The sequence below is a fragment of the Bradyrhizobium sp. AUGA SZCCT0160 genome, assembly GCF_018130105.1.
Classification (GTDB): domain Bacteria; phylum Pseudomonadota; class Alphaproteobacteria; order Rhizobiales; family Xanthobacteraceae; genus Bradyrhizobium.
The window spans coordinates 179,646-201,401 of the sequence record NZ_JAFCMD010000002.1 but is presented as its reverse complement, the minus strand read 5'-3'; the positions used below and the strand labels follow the sequence as shown (position 1 = coordinate 201,401).

The window sequence follows — 21,756 nt, the reverse complement described above, 5'->3', positions numbered from 1 at the left end:
CAGGGAGATTCGACCATGGACCTTTATTTCTCGCCCCTCGCCTGCTCGATGGCAACCAGGATCGCGCTGTATGAGGCCGGCAGCCAGGCCAACTTCATCGAGGTCGACCCCAAGACCAAACGCGTGTTGAAAGACGATTCGGATTTCTACGCAGTCAATCCGCTCGGCCTCGTGCCCGTGGTGCGGACCGACGACGGCGTGACGCTGACCGAGAACGCCGCAATCCTGCAGCACGTCGCCGAGCGGTTGTCCGATTCCAATATCGGCGCCGGACCCGGCATTGAACGCTCGAAGCTGCAGCAATGGCTGTGCTTCATCGGCACCGAACTGCACAAGGGCCTGTTCACGCCGCTGCTCGGCAAGACCGTGCCGGCGGAGGTCAAGGCCTATACGCTGGAGCGGTATCTGTCGCGCCTCGACTACCTCAACAAATATCTCGAGGGGCGTGAATTCGTGCTCGATCATTTCAGCGTGGCGGACGCCTATCTCACCACCGTGCTGAACTGGAGCATCGCGACCCCGATGATCGACTTTTCGAAATATCCAGCCGTGAAGGATTATCTCGACCGGATGAAGAAGCGGCCGAGCGTGGCGAAAGCGCTGGCGGAAGAGTTCGACCTCTACAAGGCCGAGATCGCCCGGCACAAGGCGGCGGCGTAATTCAGTTGTCGCCCCGGCGAACGCCGGGGCCCATACGCCGCGGCGTGCGTAATTTAGGCGGGTGTCTGCCGACTTTTTTCTACCGATAGATCACGCGGTATGTCGTCCCGGCTCCAGGCCGGGACGACATCAATGGAAAGTGACGTACCTCATTTCGCCAGCAAACGCGCCTTCATATCCACCATCGCCTGCCCGAACACTTTTGTGTCGTCGAGCGCCCGCGCCAGCACCAGCGCGCCCTGAATGGTCAGCAGCGCATCGGCGGATCGCCGCCGCGCCACGCCTGCACTGAAGCCGGCGCGCCGCAGTGTTTGTGCCAGCGCATCGTTCCAGCGGCTGAAATAATCCGCTACCTGCGAGCTGAAAATATCTCGCGATGCCCCGAGCGCGATGACGCCGACCAGGCAGACGCGGTGGCCCGAACGGAAATAGCGGTCGACACAAGCGGTCATGTCGGAAATCGCCTGTGCGGGATCATCGGAGTTGCGCAGGGCTGCGAAGATATTGACCTCGAACCAGTGGTCGATCTCGGCCAAGACTTCCGCGGCCATCTGCGCTTTGCCGTCGGGGAAGAAATGATAGAGGCTGCCCTTCCCCAGACCCGTGGCCTTGCCGATCAGCGCCAGCGTCGCGCCTTCATAACCGTGGCTGCGGAACACCTCCGAGATCAGCGGCAACAGGTCGGCGCGTTCGGAAACGGTCTTGGCTATCGTTCCCTTGGCCATGGCTCCGCTAGAACGGGCTCTCGCTCAAGCCCGCGACATCCGCCGGACGCGGTCCGGGCGCGGCCCAATGAAAGCGCCGGTCTTTCTCGGCAATCTCGACATCGTTGATGCTGGCCTCGCGCCGGCGCATCAGGCCGTGCTCGTCGAACTCCCATTGCTCGTTGCCGTAGGAGCGGTGCCACTGCCCGGCACCGTCATGCCATTCATACTGGAAGCGCACCGCGATGCGGTTGGCGTCGAAGGCCCAGAGATCCTTGATCAGGCGGTATTCGTGCTCCTTCGCCCATTTGCGGGTGAGGAATTCGACGATCGCGGCGCGGCCTTCGAAAAATTCGGCGCGGTTCCGCCAGCGGCTGTCCTCGGTATAGGCCAGCGAGACGCGCACGGGATCGCGCGAATTCCAGGCGTCCTCCGCCATGCGCGCTTTCTGGGCAGCGGTCTCTCGCGTGAACGGCGGCAAGGGCGGGCGCGACATCGGGTATCTCCGGCTTCTGAACGAGCCGGAGACTGTACCGATCGGTACAGAGTGTCAAGTATTCGGCGAAATCAATCCAGATCGGCCTTCATCAGCTGCCGCAGCGATTTCGGGATCGGCTTCGCCCGCCCCTCGCAAATGAAGGCGACGCGTACCTTGGCCGTAACCAGAGCTTCCCCGCCGCGTCGCACTTCCTGCGCCAGCGTGATCGAGGCGCCCTTCACCGCGATCGGCCAGGTCACCACGTCGAGCAGATCGTCCATCCGCGCCGGCCGCAGGAAATCGATTTCCATCGAGCGGACCACGAAGGCAAAGCCCGGCGTCTCCGCCTGCGCCTGCTCGAAAAGCGCATGCTGATCGGCACCCATCAGCCGCAGATGATTGGTGCGGCCGCGCTCCATGAAGCGCAGATAATTGGCGTGGTAGACGATGCCGGAGAAATCCGTGTCCTCGTAGTAGACGCGGACCTGCATGTGATGGCGGCCGTCGCGGACCGCGCCGTCGATGTGGGGTAAAGTCAATTGCGGCCCTCGATCGCCTGGAAAGCCATCGTTTTGCGCAAAATCCGCCTGCCGCGCAAGCGCGACAGATTACGCCACGACCGGGCCCTGCCCGCCCAGCGTCACCAGCACGATCTCCGGGGGAACGCCGATGCGGAACGGCATGATGCTGCAGCCGAGGCCGCCGGAGACGACGATGTCGTGCTTCATGCGGATGTGACCATAGGCGAGCCGCTGGCCGGACGGTGCGACTGGCGACCAGCCCAGCAAACGCACCTGACCGCCATGGGTATGGCCGGAGAGCTGCAGTGACACCCGCGAGGGCACGCGCCTGGCGATGTCGGGCTCATGCGCCAGCAGAATGACCGGCGCATCATCCGTGACCTTCGCCAGCGTGGCGCCGAGATCGTCGACGCCGACCCGCCGCACCGGCCTGAAACGGCGTGCCGGGAAATAGGCCAGTTGATCGCCAAGGCCCGCCAGCCAGAATGGCCGCCCGTCCTTGGTGAGGCGCTTGGCGTCGTTGTCGTAGACCGGAATACCTGACGCCTCCAGCGCGCGGCGGGCGAAGGTGTGGCCCTTGCCTTCGCGCTGCACTTCCTTGTCATCCCACCAATCATGATTGCCGAGAATGGCGTGGACGCCGAGCGGGGCCTTCAGCCCGGCCAGCACCGGCGCCCATTCATCGGCCGGGATGAAGCGCGTCACCTTGCGGTGCCCGGCCACGTAGTCGCCGAGCATGACGATGACGTCAGCCTTCAGTGCGTTGGTTCGCTCAACGATTCCCTGGATGCGGTCGAGGGACATCCAGGGATCGCAGGCGTGCAGGTCGGTGATGACGGCGATCTTGAGCTTGAGATCGGTGGGCCATTGAGGCGGCGCAAGGTTGTAGCTGACGACGCGAAGCTGCAGCGCGGGTTCGGAGAACCCGTAGGCCGTGGTCGTGACGCCGAGAGCGCCCAATCCACCAAAGAGTTTAAAGAAATGTCGGCGTGAAATCATGGCTGGTCAATCGTGATGCATCGCAAACATGGGCGGGTATTGAGCCGGAATTGGGGTGCGTTTGTGCAGATCGTCAGCAGTTGCATTAAGGTTACCACCTGTTCTCTCCGACCAGCGCGTCGAGCCGGGCCCTCAATTCGTCGGAGGCGCGATAGTACCAGACGCCGCCCAAAAGATCTCGAAAACGGTCGCTGGCCTGCGCCTCGCGCTCGATGCGGTCGATGGTTTCCATGCTGATGACATCCTCGAGCGGACCGGCCGCGAGCAGCGACAGCAGCGCCGGATTGGTCTCGATCTCGAGGATCGCGACGATCAGATCGATCGCCCTGTCCGGATCCTCCTCCCGCAATTCGCTCTCATAATCCATCATCGCAAAGAAACTGTCATCGCGGTCGCGGTCGGATTTCGAATGCTGTTCGACCCAGGCGCGCGCCAGCTCCGGCAGCGCCATCGCTTCGCAATCGAGCGGCTGTTTTGGGGTCCGTCGCGCGATGTCGTCGGCCTTCCAGCCCTTGAGGTCGGCGATCGCCTGGATGCGTTGCTTCAACGGCTTGTTTGGTCCGAGCAGAATGCCGCCGAGCAGCCAGCGCAGCCGGGCATTGTCCTTCGCCTCGGCCTCGATCCGATCGATCACGCTTTCGCCGTGGGCATACATCAGCGACATCATGAACTTTTCATTGAGCTGCATCACGGTCGGCTTGTCGGATTCACGGCGCAGCACTTCGAGCGCAAGATCGAGCGCGCGATCCGGTTTGCGGTGCGGCAGATGATCGAAATAGAGCCTGGCCGCCCAGGCGCCGGAGGTCTGGTCGCGCTTGCTGAGCCGCTGCAGAACAGCCCACAATGAGGCCAGCTCCGACAGGCATCGCGTTGAGGACGTTGCCGGAATCGTCGGGCGTGCCCAGTTCCGGCGCTGCCGCGACAACGGCCAGCACCTTGGCATCTTCGGTCGATTTCATCTGGCACTCCACGGCAAAAACAGCCGATCCCGCGCGATCCGCGCCGCCGACTTGTTGATATTTTCTATTAGTGCGTGATTGGGCCGATCCGGTTCGAACGAGCATAATCCGGAAAAGTGGGGACCGGTTTTCCCTCGCGACAAACGCAAGGCGTTTGCGCGGAGATTATGCTCAAATCAAAGTGTTCAGTCGTCGCTCTCGCCGCCGCCGAACAAGCCGAACTGCGCCGGATCGCGGGCGGGTTCGGCGAGGCCGAGATGTTTGAAGGCGTGCGAGGTCAACAGCCGGCCGCGCGGGGTGCGCTGCAGGTAGCCGCACTGGATCAGGAACGGCTCGATGATGTCCTCGATCGCATCGCGCGGCTCCGACAGCGCCGCCGCCATGGTCTCGACGCCGACCGGGCCGCCGCCATAGTTCAGCGCGATGGTCGAGAGATAGCGCCGGTCCATCGCATCGAGGCCGGCGGCATCGACTTCCAGCGCGCTCAGCGCATGGTCGGCAATGGCGCGGTCGACAGAGGTGGCATCCGCGGCGGACGCAAAATCCCGCACCCGGCGCAGCAGCCGACCGGCGATGCGCGGCGTGCCGCGGGCGCGGCGCGCGATCTCGTTGGCGCCGTCCGGCGTCATGCCGATGTTGAGCACACGGGCGCCGCGGGTGACAATCTTCTCCAGCTCTTCCACGGTGTAGAAATTCAGCCGCACCGGAATGCCGAAGCGATCGCGCAGCGGATTGGTGAGCAGGCCCGCGCGCGTGGTGGCGCCGACCAGGGTGAATTTCGCCAGCTCGATTTTTACGGATCGCGCCGCCGGCCCCTCGCCGATGATGAGATCGAGCTGAAAATCCTCCATCGCAGGATAGAGCACCTCCTCGACCGCCGGACTGAGGCGATGGATTTCGTCGATGAACAGGACGTCGCGCTCCTCGAGATTGGTCAGGAGCGCGGCGAGGTCGCCGGCCTTGGCGATGACGGGACCGGAGGTGGCGCGAAAGCCGACGCCGAGTTCACGCGCCACGATCTGCGCCAGCGTGGTCTTGCCGAGGCCGGGAGGCCCCACGAACAGCACGTGATCGAGCGCCTCGCCGCGCTTGCGCGCCGCCTCGATGAAGATCGAAAGGTTTTTGCGCGCCTGCGCCTGGCCGACGAACTCCGACAGCAATTGCGGGCGCAGCGCGGTGTCGCCGACATCGTCGCTGCGGCGCTCGGGGGTAACGATGCGGGAGGGCGTGTTCATGCGGCTACTTGTATGTCTTTCTCACCTCTTCGCCCAGCTTTAGGCCGTTTTCGGAAACAATGGCCGGAAAAACGACCGTTCATACCGGATGAAGCAGCGCGTCCGTTTTGCGAAGGCGACCGCCTTCTGGCAGTCGGGATCGGTGCCGGCATCCTTGCGGTACTGTTCGTAGGCCGCGAGGCTCGGAAAGCTGAACATCGCCAACGCCACGTCGCTCTCGCCTTCGGATGGCAGAAAGTAGCCGTGATGGATGCCGCCGAACCGCGGCAGCAGCTCAAGCCACATCGCGCCGTACGCCTCGAAGTCGGCGAGCTTGTCCGGGTCGAGCTGGTACCGCAGATAACAGGTAATCATTTTGTGATGCTCCAGCGCAGTTCGTTCATTTCGCCAATTCCTTCAGCCCCAACCGGATCAGGTGGGCCGTTTCCGCATTCTCGCCGGCGCTGCGCGAGGCCGACGCGATGGCGGCCGCCGCCTGCGGCTGGCCGTAGCCGAGATTGACCAGCGCCGAGATCGCGTCGGTGACCGGGCGTGGCGCGCGATCATTGTCGATCGCTCCTGAAAGATGCACCAGCGCCGGATCGACGCTGGCGAAGGCCGGCGCCTTGTCCTTCAATTCGGTGACAATGCGTTCGGCGACTTTCGGCCCGACGCCGGGCGTGCGCGTCACCGCGGCCTTGTCGCGCAGCGCGATCGCGTTCGCAAGTTCAGCCGGCGGCAAGGTCGAGAGCACCGCCAGCGCCACCTTGGCGCCGACGCCCTGCACCGTCTGCAAGAGGCGGAACCATTCGCGCTCGATGTCGCCGCGAAAGCCGAACAGCTTGATCTGGTCCTCGCGCACATAAGTCTCGATCGAGAGCACCGCGGCCTCGCCGGGCGCGGGCAGCGCCTGCAGCGTGCGCGACGAACAGTGCACCTGATAGCCGACACCGCCGACGTCGAGGATCACGTAATCCTCGCCGTAGGAGTCGATCAGGCCCTTGAGTTTGCCGATCATATCCCCGCCACCTTCAGCCGCAGCGCCGTGCTGGCGCGGTGATGGGCGTGCGTGATCGCGATCGCCAGCGCGTCGGCGGCGTCGGCGGATTTCGGCTCGGCCTTCGGCAGCAGGATTTTCAGCATCACCGCGATCTGGTTCTTGTCGGCATGACCGGCGCCGACCACGGTCTTCTTGACCTGGTTGGGCGCGTATTCGGCAACCGATATGCCGAACATCGCCGGCGCCAGCATAGCGACGCCGCGCGCCTGGCCGAGTTTCAGCGTCGCAACGCCGTCCTTGTTCACAAAGGTCTGTTCGACCGCTGCCTCCATCGGGCGGAAATCGCCGAGCACGGCGGCGAGGCCTTCATGGATCGCGAGCAGTCGGCTCGCCAGCGGCTGATCATCCGGCGGCTCCACCGAGCCGCAGCCGATGAAGACCAGCCGGTTGCCCTCGGTCTCGATCACGCCCCAGCCGGTGCGGCGCAGGCCGGGGTCGATGCCGATGATCCGGACGGGTTGGCGAATCGGGGGAGATGTCATGGCCTGTGATAACGCCAGAGCGGCGTGAACGAAACATAAAGAGAACGTCATCCCCTGCCCAGGTCGCGTACCGACCATCAATTGTCATCCCCGCGAAGGCGGGGATCCAGTACGCCGGGAAGCCTGTGATGAATCGCAACTGCCCGGAGTACTGGATCGCCCGGTCGTAGGCGAGCGGAAGCGACGCCGTCCTTCAGACGGCTATGCCGGCCGACGACAGCGGAGCGTGGGGCCGCGTTCGCAGGGACGACAAACTACCCGCCCATCTTCGCCATCAGCGCGTCCGAGACTTCGAAATTGGCGTAGACGTTCTGCACGTCGTCGTGCTCGTTCAAATGGTCGATCAGCTTGAGCAGCTTCTCGCCGGTCTCGTCGTCCACCGGCACCGTGTTCTGCGGCTTCCAGGTCAGCGCCGCCTTGCGGGCCTCGCCGAACTTCGCTTCCAGCGCCTTGGCGACCTCGCGAAACGTTTCCTTGGAGGCGTAGATTTCGTGGCCGTTCTCGCTCGAAATCACGTCGTCGGCGCCGGCTTCGATCGCGGCATCCAGCATCGCATCGTCGGAGGCGACCTTGGCGTCGTATTCGATGATGCCGGTGTGATCGAACATGAAGGAAACCGATCCGGTTTCGCCGAGGTTGCCGCCGGACTTGGTGAAGTAGGAGCGGATGTCGGAGGCGGCGCGGTTGCGGTTGTCGGTCAGCGCCTCGACGATGACGGCGACGCCGCCGGGTCCGTAGCCCTCGTAGCGAATCTCGTCGTAGTTCTCGCCCTCGCCGCCGCTCGCCTTCTTCACCGCGCGCTCGATCGAATCCTTCGACATATTCTCCTGGCGGGCGGAAATGATCGCCGCGCGCAGCCGCGCGTTCATCGCCGGATCGGGCTGGCCCATTTTGGCCGCGACCGTGATTTCCCGCGCCAGCTTGCCGAACAGTTTCGACTTCTGGGCATCCTGCCGCCCCTTGCGGTGCATGATGTTCTTGAACTGGGAATGGCCGGCCATGCGGGGTCTCTTGGATTCGTTCGTGAGCGGATTTGAATGAAAACGCGGCCTTATAGGCCGTCAACCGGCCAAAATCAAAGATTCAAGGCCGTTCTGGTACTTAAGTAGTGCCCGTAAGATGGAATATGAGGCAGTTGTTAACCATGACTTCATGCCCGGATGAGAGGATGCGCCGCACCTACTCAACTTTTAAGAGACCCCAACCGTTAAGAGAGCCCATGGCGTTCGGTTTGTTTCGAAAGCGAGTGCCGGAGGCGTCCGCGCCTGCCGTTGAACCCAACAATCCGGGTGCGGTTCCGACGGCAGCAGCCGCGAGCGACGGCACCCTTGAAAGCGATTCGGCCAAGGAAATCCTTGAGCTGCTCGAACTCGAACTCGGTGGCATGATCCGCCAGCTCGAGCGCGCGGCCCATTCGGTCGCCGGCGGCGCCGAGGCCACCGCGGCGACGCTGACCACCATCCGCCACCGCACTGACGCCCTGACCGGCCGCACCACCGCAGCCCAGAGCACCGCGACCACTTTCTCGCAGGCCGCCGACAAATTCACCCATTCGGCGCAGGGCATCGGCGAGCAGGTGCGCGATGCCGGCAAGCTCGCCGACCAGGCCAGCGAGGCCGCCCGCGAAGCCAGCGCCAATGTGGACCGGTTGCGCGAATCCTCCGCGGCGATTGGCAATGTCGTCAATCTGATCGCGCAGATCGCGCGGCAAACCACGCTGCTGGCGCTCAATTCGACGATCGAGGCCGCGCGCGCCGGCGAAGCCGGGCGCGGATTTGCCGTCGTCGCCACCGAGGTGAAGGCGCTGGCGGTGCAGACCCAGAACGCCACCGAGGAAATCACCAGGAAGATCGAAGCGCTGCAGCGTGACGCCGCCGGCTCGGTCGACGCCGTGCATCGGATTTCGCAGGCGATCGAATTGATCCGGCCGGTGTTCGACAACGTCAACGGCGCGGTTGCCGAGCAAAGCCAGACCACCGGCGAAATGTCCGACAATGCCGCCTCCGCATCGCGCTTCATCGTCTCGGTCGGCGAAAGCGCCACCGAGATCGATGTTGCGACCAAGGAAGCCGAAGCGCATGGCGAAAGCGTCGCCAGTGCCGGACGCGCGGTCACGACCTTTGCGCAGAAGCTCAAATCGCGCTGCGCGGTGCTGCTGCGCCAAAGCGAGCGCCAGGGCCAGCGCAAACAGGAAAAGCTGCCTTGCAGCCTCAAGGTCGAAATCCAGACCCCGCGCCGCCTGATCACGGCGCCGGTCTACGAGATTTCGATCGACGGCATCCTGATCAGCGGCGCAGACGCCGAAAAGCTGCCGCCCAACCAAAGCCTCGACGCCACGCTGCCGGATATCGGCGTCTGCAAAATTCGCATCAGCGAGCGTTCCAAGGCCGGCGCGCAGGCGCAGTTCGAGCGGCCGGATGCCGCGTTGCGCGAGGCGATCGAAGACAAATTGTGGGCGATCCACGACGAGAACACCGAGTTCGTCACCCGCGCCATGGAAGCAGGCGCGGCGTTGACGAAAATTTTCGAGCAGGGCGTCGCCAGCGGCGCGATCTCGATCGAGGACATGTTCGACACCAACTATGTCGAAATCCAAGGCAGCAACCCGGTGCAGTACCGCACCAAAATTCTGGACTGGGCGGACCGCGCGCTGCCGCCGTTCCAGGAAGCTTTCCTCGCCAAAGACAAGCGCATGGCGTTCTGCGCTGTCATCGACCAGAACGGCTATCTGCCGGTTCACAACAAGATCTATTCACACCCGCAGCGGCCGGGCGACGTCACCTGGAACACCGCCAACAGCCGCAACCGCCGCATCTTCAACGATCCCGCGGGCCTCGCCGCCGGCCGCAACCAGCGCGCCTATTTGGTGCAGAGCTACGCCCGCGACATGGGCAACGGCAACACCGTGATGATGCGCGAGATCGACGTGCCGATCCGCGTCAAGGGCCGGCACTGGGGCGGTTTCCGCACGGCCTACAGGCTGTAGATTCTCGATTGACGCGTTTTCTTGACGCGAACCGGTATCCATCCCCGGATCAGGTCCGAGCGCATGCTTCGCTCGAAAACGCTCCAGCAGTTCGCTCTCAGGCAAGACGCAAGGCGCGAATCGCATTCTAGACTTGGAATTGGAATGCGCTCGCCGCGGTGGGCCGATCGCCGGCTCTGACTGGAGAAAGCTCGAGCATGTCCTTTGTACAGCGTGCAGTCCTGGACACTCAATCCAACCAGACACTTGCCGAACGACTGATTGACCAGCTTGCCGACCGCATCGGCGGGCTCGGCGTGGAGCTTGCCGACATCGCCGGCAACGTCCAGGAGGTCGCAAGCCGCGTCGCGAACCAGTCGGACCGGTTCCACCACTTGCAGAAGACGGCCCAGACGATGGTCTCGGCCAACCGCGACATCGCCAATGCATCGCAGGCGGTGCAATCGACCACGTCGGCCGCCGTCGGAGAGATCGTTCAGTCACGCAGCGCGGTGGATACGGCCGTCCAGCACATCGCCGAACTCGTCGAAGCGGTCGGTCGCATCGAGGCGCGGCTCGGCGCCGTCGGCTCGGCCCTGTCGCAGGTTGCAAAAGTTTCCGGCTCGATCGAGGCGATTGCGAAGCAGACCAACCTTCTGGCGCTCAATGCCACGATCGAGGCGGCGCGCGCCGGAACCGCCGGCCGCGGCTTTGCCGTCGTCGCGAACGAAGTGAAGAGCCTGGCGGAAGGAACTCGCCAGGCCACGCAGCAGATTTCCGATACCATGCGCGATCTCGACGGCCAGATCGGCAGCCTGATCGGCGAGAGCAGCGACGCCTCGCTCCGCGCCAAGAGCGCTAGTGAAGGCGCACAGCAGATCAGCGGCATCATCGCGCGCGTGCATCAGGGCATCGCGTCCGTAGGCTATGAGATCGACGGCGTCGCCAGGGCCGCGACGTCCAATCTCGGCCATTGCGACCGCGTGATCGAGGAACTCGGCCAGCTTGCCCAGGGCGTCGATTTGTCTTCCAGCGAGCTGAAGCAGGCCGACGGACGGGTAGCGAAGCTGCTCGAACTGTCGGAAGGCCTGATCGTACTGATCGCCGACAGCGGCGTCGAGACGGCGGATGCGCCGTTGATCCGCGTGGTGATGGATACCGCAAAGCAGATTTCCGACGCGTTCGAGGCCGCCGTCGCGCGCGGCGAGATCACGGTCGAGCAGTTGATGGACGAGAAATACCGCGAAATATCAGGTACCGATCCGAAGCAATATCTGACCGACTATGTCGCCTTCACCGACCGCGTCCTGCCCTCCATCCAGGATCCGATCCAGAAGAGCGATCCGCGCATCGTGTTCTGCGTCGCCTGGGCCAAAGGCGGCTATCTGCCGACCCACAATCCGAACTACCGCCTGCCACAGGGGCCCGACCCGGTTTGGAACAACGCCAATTGCCGCAACCGCCGCCTGTTCAGCGACCGCGCGGTGAAGAAGGTCGCTGATAACACAAAGCCGTTCCTGCTGCAGACCTACCGCCGCGACATGGGCGGCGGCAATTTCGTGCTGATGAAAGACCTCTCCTCCCCGATCCACGTGCGCGGCCGCCATTGGGGCGCTTTCCGCATGGGCTTTAGGCAGAGCTAGATGTGGTCGTTCGGCGACCTCCGGGCGGTATACCGCAGGGCGCAGATACAAAATCGCACAACCCCTAGAAAAGCTCTGCTGTAACATACATTTCAGTAGGAAATGAATGCCATTGTTCGGGCTGAAAGCGGTCTCTGTCGAACAACGGTAGATATGTCTCTTTACGCTCTTAAGCCGCGCTTCCAGACATTTCTGCGTCCGCTGGTCGCGTGGCTCGCCGCAAATCGCATCACGGCGAATGCCGTCACCGTTGTGGCGACCGCGGGATCGGTGGCGATCGCTTGCATCGTCATGTGGAAAGCCGACGAAAGGCTCGTCTTCCTATTGATGCCACTGTGGCTGTTCGTTCGCATGGCGCTCAACGCCATCGACGGCATGTTAGCGCGCGAATTCGGTCAAAAGAGCAGACTCGGCGCCTATCTCAATGAAATCGGCGATGTGGTCTCCGACGCTGCGCTCTATGCGCCGTTCGCGACCGTCGCGCCATTCGGTCCGATCGACGTTGTGACGGTGATCTTTCTTTCTATCCTGGCGGAGTTTGCTGGTGTGCTTGGTCCGCTGGCCGGCGCGTCGCGCCGCTATGACGGCCCGCTCGGCAAGAGCGACCGCGCGCTCGTCTTTGGTACGCTTGCTTGCTGGATCGGCTTTGGCGGAGCACTGCCGGGCCCGCTGTTCTGGCTGATGCCGGCGATCGGGCTTCTTCTGCTCGTCACAACGGTCAACCGCGTTCGCGCCGGCCTCGCCGAAGGCGGGTACGGCCGTATAGGGTAAGTGTCACGTAGCCGGCTTATCGGAGTTCTCGATGCGCGCCGTTCACGAAAATACATTTCAAACGCACGATGGCGTCTCGTTGTTTTACCGGCATTGGCCTGCCGTGTCCGAAAAGCCGCAAGGCGCGATCCTCCTCTTCCACCGCGGCCACGAGCATTCTGGCCGCATGGCCCATCTCGCCGATGAGTTCGACCTTCCCGACTTCGCCGTGTTTGCTTGGGACGCGCGCGGTCACGGGCGCTCACCCGGAGAACGCGGCTACAGCCCTAGTCTCGGCACCTCCGTGCGCGACGTGCAGACGTTCGTCGATCATATAGCGGCAACCTACAGCATCGCCGTCGAGGACGTGGCGGTCATCGCACAGAGCGTTGGCGCGGTGCTGATTGCGGCGTGGGTGCACGACTATGCACCAAAGATCCGCTGCATGGTGCTGGCCTCGCCCGCCTTCAAGGTGAAGCTCTATGTGCCGTTCGCGCGCCTCGGCCTCAAGTTGCAGCACGCCTGGCGTGGAAAATTCTTCGTCAACTCCTACGTTAAGCCGCAATTCCTCACCCATGACCCCGCACGGATCGAGTCATACCGTGCCGATCCGCTGATTACGCGCCCAATTGCCGTCAATATCCTGCTGGGCCTTTATGAGACCGCAGAGCGTGTCGTGACCGACGCGCGTGCAATCACGGTGCCGACCCAATTGTTGATCTCCGGCGCCGACTGGGTCGTGCATCACGCGCCGCAACACCGCTTCTTCGAGCGGCTCGGAACGCCGATCAAAGAGCGCCATATCCTTCCGGGATTTTATCACGACACACTCGGCGAGTTCGGCCGTGCCACCGCGGTCACCAAGTTACGTCGTTTCATCCTCGATCGCTTCGCTGAACCCTTGAACCGGCCGATCCTGCTCGAATCCCACCGCATGGGCTATACCCGCGAAGAGGCCGACGCGTTGGCCTCGCCGTTGCCGATGATTTCGCCGCGCGGGCTATATTGGGCGCTGACGCGTCTAAGCATGCGGATCGGCGGATTGCTTTCGAATGGCATCGCGCTTGGCCATCGCACCGGCTTCGACTCCGGCTCGACCCTCGACTACGTCTACCGCAACGCGCCGCAGGGCAAGGGCGTACTCGGCCGCCTGATCGACCGCAACTATCTCGGTGCAATCGGCTGGCGCGGCATCCGCCAGCGCAAGCGGCACCTGGAAGAACTGCTGCGCGCCGCGATGGCGCGCCTTGGCGAGAACAATGTTCCGATTCGCGTGATTGACATTGCTGCCGGGCATGGGCGCTATGTGCTCGAAGCGCTCGATGGCGTGCGGACGAAACCGGCTTCAATTCTGTTGCGCGATTACAGCGACATCAATGTCGAGGCGGGCGCGAAGCTGATTGCCGAGAAAAGCCTCGTGGACGTCGCCACCTTCGTCAAGGGCGACGCTTTTGATCGCGACGATTTGGCCGCTGTGCAGCCGAAGCCGACGATGGGCATCGTATCTGGTCTCTACGAGCTGTTTCCTGATAACGAAATGGTCGGCCGTTCGCTGGCAGGACTTGCGGCGGCAATCGAACCCGGTGGTTATCTGCTCTACACCGGCCAACCCTGGCATCCGCAGATCGAACTGATCGCCCGGGCGCTCACCAGCCACCGAGAGGGGCAAGCGTGGATCATGCGTCGGCGTACCCAGGGCGAGATGGATCAACTCGTGGAGGCGGCGGGCTTCCGCAAGATCGAACAGCGCATCGACGAATGGGGCATCTTCACCGTGTCGCTTGCGCAGCGGGTCGGACCGTGACCGTTACGGAGAGCTCACCAACTACCACAACCCGGGAAAGCGTCCCGGAGCGGCCGTGGCGCCGCGCCTTCGCATGGTTGTGTTTTCTCACGCCGTTCTTCTACCTCACCTACGGTGCTGCCAACTGGCTCGCGTTGTTGCGTCCGGGGGTGCCTTCGATCGTCTTCGGCTGGGAGCACGCCATCCCGTTCCTTGGCTGGACGATTATTCCATACTGGTCGATCAACGCCTTCTACGGCCTGTCGTTGTTCGTCTGCGCGAGCCGGGACGAGCTTGACACGCATGGCCGCCGCCTCCTGACGGCACAGGTCGTTGCGGTTATCTGCTTCATCCAGCTTCCGTTGCGTTTTACCTTCACCCAACCCGAGACGGTCGGGCTGCCCGGCTTTCTGTTCGCAGCCTTGACGAGCTTCGACAAGCCGTTCAACCAGGCTCCTTCGCTGCATATCGCTCTGCTGGTTATCCTTTGGGTGCTTTATGCCCGCCATCTTCCGCGCTGGGCGCTATATCTGCTCCACCCATGGTTCGCCCTAGTCGGCGCTTCAGTGCTCACCACCTATCAGCATCACTTCATCGACGTTCCGACCGGCGCGCTGCTCGGGTTGTTCTGCCTCTGGCTTTGGCCGGATCGCGGGCCGACTCCGATCTCGGTTTTCGCGCTCACGCGCGATCCACAAAGGCGCCGGCTAGCAATCCACTACGCCGCCGGAGCTTTGGTTTTCGCCGGCGCGGCATTGCTTACCGGCGGGGCCGGTTGGTGGCTGTTCTGGCCAGCGCTCGCACTTGCCTTTGTGGCAGCAAATTACGCCGTCTTCGGCGCCGCTGGTTTCCAGAAAGGAGCGGATGGACGCATGAGCCTTGCGGTGCGCCTTCTGCTTGCACCGTATCTGGCGGGCGCCTGGATCAATTCCCGCATCTGGACGCGCAACGAGCCGACGCAGGCGGCGGTTGACGATGGCGTAGCGATCGGCCGAATGCCCTCCAGGGGCGATTCCAGGACGTTTGCGTCAATCGTGGACCTGAGCGCCGAGATGCCGGCGCTGCGCGCTCACGACGGCTGGCACGCATACCCGGCGCTCGATCTGGTGGCGCCGCCGCCGTCCACCCTGCGGGAAGCGGCTGCCATGATCGAGCGGACGCGCGCGAGCGGCGCGGTTCTCGTCTGCTGCGCGCTCGGCTATTCGCGCAGCGCATCGGCGGTAGCGGTTTGGCTGCTGGTCACAGGTCGTGCCTCAAGCATCCAGGATGCGGTCGAGCGCGTGCGCCGAGTGCGGCCGCGAATCGTCCTGGGCGCGGACGCGCTGCAGGCCATCGAGCACGCGGCACGAGGCAACACCCCATGAACAGCGGTGATTCAGGGGGCTATCCTGCTGTCCGCAGCAGCAGTGGCGCTCGTCTCTTGAAAATGCGGGCATGGTCGATGATCGACATGTTGTTTGGCACGGCCGTAACCCTCCTTGCGCGCGGGGTCACCGGCGTGCGAGCCGAGTGGCAGGGCTGCGCGCCAGACGCGCGCTCCCGCGTCTACTTCGCCAACCACACCAGTCATGGTGATTCGGTGCTGGTCTGGACGGTGCTGCCACCTGTCATGCGACGAAACACGCGGCCGGTTGCGGGATCGGGCTATTGGAACGCAAACGCGACCCGCCGCTTCTTCGCCGACCGCGTCTTCCATTCGGTGCTGATCGACCGCAATTGGGCGGCGCGCAACGGCGACCCTATGAAGCTGATGACGGATGCGCTCGATGCGGGCGCTTCGCTGATCATGTTTCCCGAGGGCACCCGCAACGTGACCGATGAGCGACTGCTGCCGTTCAAGAGTGGGCTCTACCATCTCGCGATGGCGCGGCCGCAGGTCGAGCTGGTGCCGGTATGGCTGGAAAACCTCAACCGGATGATGCCGAAGGGCGAGGTATTTCCTATCCCCTTGCTGTGCACGGTGACGTTCGGAGTCCCGCTCACGATTTCGGCGCAGGAGGACAAGTCCGCCTTTCTCCGGCGAGCGCGCGCGGCTCTGCTCGCCGCGGCTGCAGCGAGGGCGGCCGCGCAATGACGGTCACCGAGCAAACGCTTGCCTTGTTCGGCGGCATCGTCGTCGTCCTCATCGTCGCGTCCTTGATCGGCTTCCTGCTCCAGCGCCGGTACGCGGCCGAGGGCCCGAACGCCGTCATCGACAATCTCAACACCCGTATCAAGGCCTGGTGGGTCATGGTCTGCGTGATCAGCTTCGCCTTTGCCTTCGGCAAGGCGGGCCTGATCGCGCTCTTCGCATTCGCATCGTTCACGGCGCTGCGCGAATTTATAACGCTGCTGCCGACGCGCCGTGGCGATCACTATGCGCTGGGCGCGGCGTTCTTCATCGTGCTGCCGCTGCAATACTATCTTGTCTGGATCGAGTGGTACGGCCTCTATTCGATCCTCATCCCGGTCTACGCCTTCCTGCTGCTGCCAATCGTCGCGGCGCTGCGCGGCGACACGACGAACTTCATGCGACGGGTGGCGGAAGTGCAGTGGGCCCTGATGATCTGCGTCTTCTGTATCTCCCACGTACCGGCTCTGCTCACCCTGCCGATCCCGGACTATGAAGGGCGTCAGGTATTGCTGATCGCGTTCCTGGTACTGGTGGTGCAATCGAGCGATGTCCTTCAGTACGTCTGGGGAAAGCTGCTGGGCAGCCGCAAGATCGCACCGTTGCTCTCGCCCTCGAAGACCGTCGAGGGATTCGTCTGCGGAGTTGCGAGCGCGAGCTTGATCGGCGCCGCCCTGTGGTGGGTCACGCCGTTCGAGCCTTGGCAGGCAGGGATTATGGCGCTGATTATCAACCTTATGGGGTTCCTCGGCGGTCTCGTCATGTCAGCGATCAAGCGTGACCGTGGAGTGAAGGACTGGGGGCACATGATCGAGGGCCACGGCGGCATGCTCGACCGTCTCGACTCGGTGATTTTTGCCGCACCGATCTTCTTCCACATCACCCGCTACTGGTGGACAATTTAAAAAAGCGGAAAACGACCAACCGCATCACTGGCTTTTGATTGGCGATTGGCAAAGGCCGGCGATGGATCATTCGCGTCGATTTTGCATGTCCGCAGTCACCCCCGCATCAAGAGGGCATGCTTCGCTCGAAAACGCTTTGCCCGGCGTGCGCTGTCACACCGCTGACATGCGCATTTGAAACTAACGGTGATGCTGTGCATTTCCTTTACGCTTTCTTGGGCGGAGTACCTCGATGACCGAAAAACCACTGGATGGCTCGATCCATGACCGCATCCACGCGGAAATGATGGACAGTTTCGATGAGGAACTGGAACTCGAGATCGACGACGACCTCCTCGACGCGCTGACCACCGAATTCGAGGGCGATACATCAGAGAAAACCGTCGACCGTCACCTTTATTTCAAGGAACTGTTCCGCCTGCAGGGTGAACTCGTCAAACTGCAGAGCTGGGTGCAGCACCAGAAGCTGAAGGTGGTTGTCATCTTCGAGGGACGCGATTCAGCCGGCAAGGGCGGCGTCATCAAGCGCATCACGCAGCGGCTGAATCCGCGGGTCTGCCGGGTCGCCGCGCTGCCGGCGCCGAACGAGCGCGAACGCACCCAATGGTATTTCCAGCGCTACGTCTCGCATCTGCCGGCCGGCGGCGAGATCGTGCTGTTCGACCGCAGCTGGTACAACCGCGCCGGCGTCGAGCGGGTGATGGGATTTTGCAGCGAAGCCGACGTCGAGGAGTTCTTCCGTTCGGTGCCGGAATTCGAACGCATGCTGGTGCGTTCCGGCATCATCCTGATCAAATACTGGTTCTCGATCACCGACGAGGTGCAGCATCTGCGTTTCACGATGCGGATCCGCGACCCCTTGAAGCAGTGGAAGCTGAGCCCGATGGACGTGGAGGCGCGCAGCCGCTGGGAGCAATACACCAAGGCCAAGGAGGCGATGCTGGAGCGCACCCATATTCCGGAAGCGCCGTGGCACCTGGTCGAGGCCGTCGACAAGAAGAGGGCGCGGCTGAACTGCATCGCCCATCTGCTTGAACAGATTCCCTACAGCGAGGTCCCGCAGGATCCCGTCATCCTGCCGCCGCGCGTGCGCCATCCGGACTACCAGCGCGGGCCGGTCCCGCCGGAGATGTACGTGCCGGCGCGCTACTAAACGAGCTAGTCCGGCAAACCCGCGTCGCGCAGCGCTGCTGATATCTCGTCCTGCCGTTTGGCGCGGCGGACGGGATAGGCCTCCGCCACGTGAGACGTCCGAAAACCGGGTTGAATCTTCAAGAGCCGGCTGACCGCTTTTTGCGCTTCCTCGGTCCGGCCGGCGCGCACCGCGTTGATGATCAACGCCCCCAGCGTATGGGCATTGACGTTGAACTGCATCGCCTTCATCGCCGCGACACAGCCTTCCTCATAGCGTTCGAGCGAGAACAGGGCGTGTGCGGCGCCGTCCCAGGCGCTGATCCGCAAGGGATCCAGCGGGCTCAACCTGATCATGCGGTCAAAGCTCTCGATCGCGCGCTCGGTCTCGTCGCACATCAGCGAGACCCATCCGCGCGAATACCACACGATGGCGAGATTCGGATTGAGCGCGACCGCCTGCTCGACCAGGGAAACGCCATAGTCATATTCGTGGCCGAGATAGGTCAGGACGTGACCGGCACGTGACAGCACGAACGCATCTTCTTCCGACAGTCGCGCCGCCAGCCGTGCATGCCGGATGGCTTCGGCGCGATCTTCGGCGGCGAGCGGCAGGCCATCGACGGCCTGCCGGGCCATCCACGTCCAGGCCACCATGGCGTGCGCCGCCGCGTATTCCGGATCGAGTTCGATGGCTTTCCTGAAGAACCCGTATGCGTCGACCAGCGAAGAGCGGTGATGCAGCAGCGCCGCACCGCGCAGATAATGATCGTAGCTGTCGAGCTTCTCGGTCGGCTTGTGGCGCGCGCGCTCGAACTCGGCCTGTTCGAGTCGTGGCGCGATCAGGCCGACGACGCTGGTCGTCACCTGATCCTGCAGGCCGAATACGTCCTCCAGCCCGCCATCGAACCGGTCGGCCCAGATATGCGTGCCGGTCGCGGCCTCGATCAGCTGGCCGGAAATGCGAACCCTGTCGCCCGCCCGGCGGACGCTGCCTTCGAGCACATAGCGCACGCCGAGTTCGCGCCCGACGTGCTTGATATCGACGGATTTGCCCTTGTAGGTGAAGCTCGAATTGCGCGCGATCACGAACAGCGATTTGAAGCGCGACAGCGCGGTGATGATCTCTTCGACCATGCCGTCGGCGAAATACTCCTGCTCGGGATCGCCGCTCATGTTCTGGAACGGCAGCACCACGATCGACGGCATATCGGGAAGCGCAGGAGGCGGGCTGGACGGGACCGGATTGTTCGAGGGTGCGGCCACAGAAGGCGGCTCGCCGCCGATCCGGATTCGCCATGCCCGCATCGGCTCGGTGATGTTCTTGAGGGTCTGCGCGCCGAGGTCATCGAAGATGGCGCCGACCTTGCCCCGGATTTGCCGGTGCGCGTCGTCGGAGATGCAGATGCCGCCGGGCTCGGCCAGCTTCTCAAGCCGCGCGGCGATGTTGACGCCGTCGCCGAAAATATCGCTCTCGTCGATCATGAGGTCGCCGAGATGAATGCCGATGCGGAATTCGATGCGCTTGTCCTGCGGCACGGCGGCGTTCTGCGTCGCCATGCCGCGCTGAACTTCGATCGCGCACTGCGCCGCGTCGACGGCGCTGGGGAACTCGACCAGCATCTCGCCGCCGACGGTTTTCACGATGCGGCCGCGATGCGCCGCAACGGCCGGGTTGATCAGGGTCCTTCTAGCTCTCTTCAGGTCGGTCAGCGTCCGCGCATCGTCCACGCGCATCAAACGGCCGTAGTCGGCGACATCAGCCGCCACCACCGCCGCCAACCGCCGTTCCAAGCGCTCGCTGGCCAAACAACCTCCACGATCGAAACGATCCGTCCGGTTGCATCAAAGCATGGCAAGGTAGCGCACGCCAGCTCACCAAAAGCGGGCACCGCCGGAATCTAGCGCAGGCCTGCGGGCAATTCGAAGCCCTTGTACTCGCGCAGCAGCATCGCCTTGAGCACCGGCGTTTCCGGCTTGGCGTCGGGCCCGGGCACCGGATTGCTGTCCGCCTTGATGAAATCCGGTGGCGTCCCCGGCAATTTGTAGAGATTGAAGCCGTTCCGCCGCACCGCGAAATCGGCCTGCAGATAGCCGTCCGCCATCATGGCGCCGGCAGGCGCGAGGTAGAAGCCGTCCTCACGATAAGGCCCGAGCATCGAATAGGTCTTCGAGCCTTTCCGGACGGCGCTGAGCTGGCTGCTCAACCTGACCAGTTCGGTTTCGCGGCCGTCGATGTTCACATAGACCCGGCGCAGCGGCAGCTCGGCCTGGTCCTGCGTCACCACGCTGACGAGCACGAGCACATGCTTGGCCAGCGCACGATGTTCTTCCGCACTGGAGGCCCAGGAGAAATCCACCGAGGAGCCTCTTGCCGCCCCCTTCGGCGCGACCTTCGCCGTGTCGATCGCGGACTTCTCCAGCCGCCCGGTCATGTCTTCCAGCGATACCGGGTTCTGCGATACCGGGCGCTGGGTGAGCTTTTGCGCGGACGCCGGCTGCGACAGCAACAACGCGAGCAGGAAGACCAGAAACTTTTGCATCACACCTTCTCGCACGCCGGTTCAGTGGCCGGTCCAAAATCCCGGCACCGCCGGCTCCAGCCTGCCGCCCGCCCGCACTGGCGCTATTCGCAGCGCCAGCCCGGTGGCATCGTCGGTTTCGACCGCGACACCGCTTAGTGTCGCGACACCGAACGCCGGTTCGAAACGGCCCGAGGGAATGCCGGTGACGAACCGGTGCAGCGGCTCCTCCTTCTGCATGCCGATGATCGAATCGTAATCGCCGGTCATGCCGGCGTCGCTCATATAGGCGGTGCCGCCGGGCAGCACCTGGTGATCGGCGGTGGGCACATGGGTATGGGTGCCGACCACGAGGCTGGCGCGGCCGTCGCAGAAGAATCCCATACCCTGTTTCTCGCTGGTCGCCTCGCCATGGAAATCGACCACGATGGCGTCGGCGGCTTCACGCAGCGGACAGGCGTCGAGCTCCTTGCCGACCGCGTTGAACGGATCGTTGAGCGGCTCCATGAAGACGCGGCCCATGGCATTGATGACCAGCGCGCGCTTGCCGTTCTTGGTGTCGATCAGCGCGGCGCCGCGGCCCGGCGTATGGCGCGGAAAGTTCAAGGGGCGGATCAGGCGCGGCGCGCGCTCGATGAACACCAGCGCCTCCTTCTGATTCCAGGCGTGGTTGCCGAGCGTGATCGCATCCGCGCCGGCGTCGAGGAATTCCTGGTAGATCGCCTCGGTGATGCCGAAGCCGCCGGCCGAATTCTCGCCATTGACGATGACGAGATCGAGCGACCAGTCTCTGACCATGCCCGGGAGATGTTCTGAAATGGCGGTGCGGCCGGTTTTGCCGACGACGTCACCGATGAAGAGGATGCGCAA

At 63.6% G+C, this 21,756-nt stretch carries 22 protein-coding genes; 9 read left to right on the top strand and 13 right to left on the bottom strand.

Translation table 11 applies throughout. The features are described from left to right. The first annotated feature begins 15 nt into the window (after positions 1 to 15). Positions 16 to 660, top strand: a complete 645-nt coding sequence (locus JQ558_RS04540) for a glutathione S-transferase family protein (protein WP_212213142.1) — start codon at positions 16 to 18, stop codon at positions 658 to 660. Positions 661 to 809: 149 nt separating this feature from the next. Here the strand turns inward: JQ558_RS04540 and JQ558_RS04535 are convergent, their stop codons facing one another. The 10 genes from JQ558_RS04535 to JQ558_RS04490 form a co-directional block, all read right to left on the bottom strand. Next, on the bottom strand, positions 810 to 1,385 hold the full coding sequence (locus JQ558_RS04535) for a TetR/AcrR family transcriptional regulator (RefSeq protein WP_249142343.1): 576 nt from the start codon (positions 1,383 to 1,385) through the stop codon (positions 810 to 812). A 7-nt stretch (positions 1,386 to 1,392) separates the two neighbouring features. Further along, positions 1,393 to 1,860 carry a nuclear transport factor 2 family protein gene (locus JQ558_RS04530; RefSeq protein ID WP_212213144.1) on the bottom strand — a complete coding sequence of 156 codons (468 nt, stop codon included), beginning with the start codon at positions 1,858 to 1,860 and terminating at the stop codon, positions 1,393 to 1,395. A 71-nt stretch (positions 1,861 to 1,931) separates the two neighbouring features. After that, a complete protein-coding gene (gene ybgC / locus JQ558_RS04525; protein ID WP_212293013.1) occupies positions 1,932 to 2,381 on the bottom strand; it encodes a tol-pal system-associated acyl-CoA thioesterase in 450 nt (149 codons plus the stop codon). A gap of 69 nt (positions 2,382 to 2,450) precedes the next feature. Continuing rightward, the gene (locus tag JQ558_RS04520) at positions 2,451 to 3,362 is read right to left on the bottom strand and encodes a metallophosphoesterase (RefSeq protein WP_212293012.1); all 912 of its coding nucleotides are present in this window, start codon (positions 3,360 to 3,362) and stop codon (positions 2,451 to 2,453) included. 91 nt (positions 3,363 to 3,453) lie between these two features. After that, the gene (locus tag JQ558_RS04515; protein ID WP_249142342.1) at positions 3,454 to 4,206 is read right to left on the bottom strand and encodes a DUF6869 domain-containing protein; all 753 of its coding nucleotides are present in this window, start codon (positions 4,204 to 4,206) and stop codon (positions 3,454 to 3,456) included. Between the two features lie 300 nt (positions 4,207 to 4,506). Continuing rightward, positions 4,507 to 5,556, bottom strand: a complete 1,050-nt coding sequence (ruvB, locus tag JQ558_RS04510; protein WP_212293011.1) for a Holliday junction branch migration DNA helicase RuvB — start codon at positions 5,554 to 5,556, stop codon at positions 4,507 to 4,509. A 39-nt stretch (positions 5,557 to 5,595) separates the two neighbouring features. Continuing rightward, complete coding sequence (locus tag JQ558_RS04505; protein ID WP_212293010.1) at positions 5,596 to 5,910, bottom strand: NIPSNAP family protein; 315 nt, start codon at positions 5,908 to 5,910, stop codon at positions 5,596 to 5,598. 25 nt (positions 5,911 to 5,935) lie between these two features. Continuing rightward, a complete protein-coding gene (gene ruvA / locus JQ558_RS04500; protein ID WP_212293009.1) occupies positions 5,936 to 6,553 on the bottom strand; it encodes a Holliday junction branch migration protein RuvA in 618 nt (205 codons plus the stop codon). Beyond that, positions 6,550 to 7,077 (bottom strand): crossover junction endodeoxyribonuclease RuvC, encoded by a 528-nt coding sequence (gene ruvC / locus JQ558_RS04495; protein ID WP_212293008.1) that lies wholly within the window; start codon positions 7,075 to 7,077, stop codon positions 6,550 to 6,552. The genes ruvA and ruvC overlap by 4 nt, the downstream gene beginning before the upstream one ends. A gap of 254 nt (positions 7,078 to 7,331) precedes the next feature. Beyond that, positions 7,332 to 8,078 carry a YebC/PmpR family DNA-binding transcriptional regulator gene (locus tag JQ558_RS04490; RefSeq protein WP_212213163.1) on the bottom strand — a complete coding sequence of 249 codons (747 nt, stop codon included), beginning with the start codon at positions 8,076 to 8,078 and terminating at the stop codon, positions 7,332 to 7,334. A 218-nt stretch (positions 8,079 to 8,296) separates the two neighbouring features. Here JQ558_RS04490 and JQ558_RS04485 point away from each other — a divergent pair, with 218 nt between their 5' ends. The 8 genes from JQ558_RS04485 (at position 8,297) to ppk2 (ending at position 18,386) form a co-directional block, all read left to right on the top strand. Next, entirely contained in the window at positions 8,297 to 10,063 is a 1,767-nt protein-coding gene (locus JQ558_RS04485; protein WP_212293007.1) for a methyl-accepting chemotaxis protein, read from the top strand. Between the two features lie 197 nt (positions 10,064 to 10,260). Further along, the gene (locus JQ558_RS04480) at positions 10,261 to 11,685 is read left to right on the top strand and encodes a methyl-accepting chemotaxis protein (protein ID WP_212293006.1); all 1,425 of its coding nucleotides are present in this window, start codon (positions 10,261 to 10,263) and stop codon (positions 11,683 to 11,685) included. A 153-nt stretch (positions 11,686 to 11,838) separates the two neighbouring features. Further along, a complete protein-coding gene (locus tag JQ558_RS04475) occupies positions 11,839 to 12,456 on the top strand; it encodes a CDP-alcohol phosphatidyltransferase family protein (protein ID WP_212213171.1) in 618 nt (205 codons plus the stop codon). Between the two features lie 31 nt (positions 12,457 to 12,487). Beyond that, positions 12,488 to 14,239: a bifunctional alpha/beta hydrolase/class I SAM-dependent methyltransferase gene (locus JQ558_RS04470; protein WP_212293005.1), complete on the top strand. Its 1,752-nt coding sequence runs from the start codon at positions 12,488 to 12,490 to the stop codon at positions 14,237 to 14,239. Beyond that, entirely contained in the window at positions 14,236 to 15,582 is a 1,347-nt protein-coding gene (locus JQ558_RS04465; protein WP_249142341.1) for a phosphatase PAP2/dual specificity phosphatase family protein, read from the top strand. Before JQ558_RS04470 ends, JQ558_RS04465 begins: the two co-directional genes overlap by 4 nt. Positions 15,583 to 15,659: 77 nt before the next feature. Further along, positions 15,660 to 16,292 carry a lysophospholipid acyltransferase family protein gene (locus JQ558_RS04460; protein WP_249119687.1) on the top strand — a complete coding sequence of 211 codons (633 nt, stop codon included), beginning with the start codon at positions 15,660 to 15,662 and terminating at the stop codon, positions 16,290 to 16,292. Continuing rightward, on the top strand, positions 16,289 to 17,233 hold the full coding sequence (locus tag JQ558_RS04455) for a phosphatidate cytidylyltransferase (protein WP_212293003.1): 945 nt from the start codon (positions 16,289 to 16,291) through the stop codon (positions 17,231 to 17,233). The genes JQ558_RS04460 and JQ558_RS04455 overlap by 4 nt, the downstream gene beginning before the upstream one ends. Positions 17,234 to 17,465: 232 nt before the next feature. Next, positions 17,466 to 18,386, top strand: a complete 921-nt coding sequence (gene ppk2 / locus JQ558_RS04450) for a polyphosphate kinase 2 (RefSeq protein WP_212293002.1) — start codon at positions 17,466 to 17,468, stop codon at positions 18,384 to 18,386. A gap of 5 nt (positions 18,387 to 18,391) precedes the next feature. On the opposite strand, the gene JQ558_RS04445 is transcribed toward ppk2, so the two are convergent. The 3 genes from JQ558_RS04445 to JQ558_RS04435 all read right to left on the bottom strand — a co-directional run bounded on the left by JQ558_RS04445 (position 18,392) and on the right by JQ558_RS04435 (position 21,756). Beyond that, positions 18,392 to 20,173: an adenylate/guanylate cyclase domain-containing protein gene (locus JQ558_RS04445; protein WP_249142340.1), complete on the bottom strand. Its 1,782-nt coding sequence runs from the start codon at positions 20,171 to 20,173 to the stop codon at positions 18,392 to 18,394. A 92-nt stretch (positions 20,174 to 20,265) separates the two neighbouring features. Continuing rightward, positions 20,266 to 20,907 carry a hypothetical protein gene (locus tag JQ558_RS04440; protein WP_212293001.1) on the bottom strand — a complete coding sequence of 214 codons (642 nt, stop codon included), beginning with the start codon at positions 20,905 to 20,907 and terminating at the stop codon, positions 20,266 to 20,268. Between the two features lie 21 nt (positions 20,908 to 20,928). Next, a complete protein-coding gene (locus JQ558_RS04435) occupies positions 20,929 to 21,756 on the bottom strand; it encodes a TIGR00282 family metallophosphoesterase (protein WP_212213190.1) in 828 nt (275 codons plus the stop codon).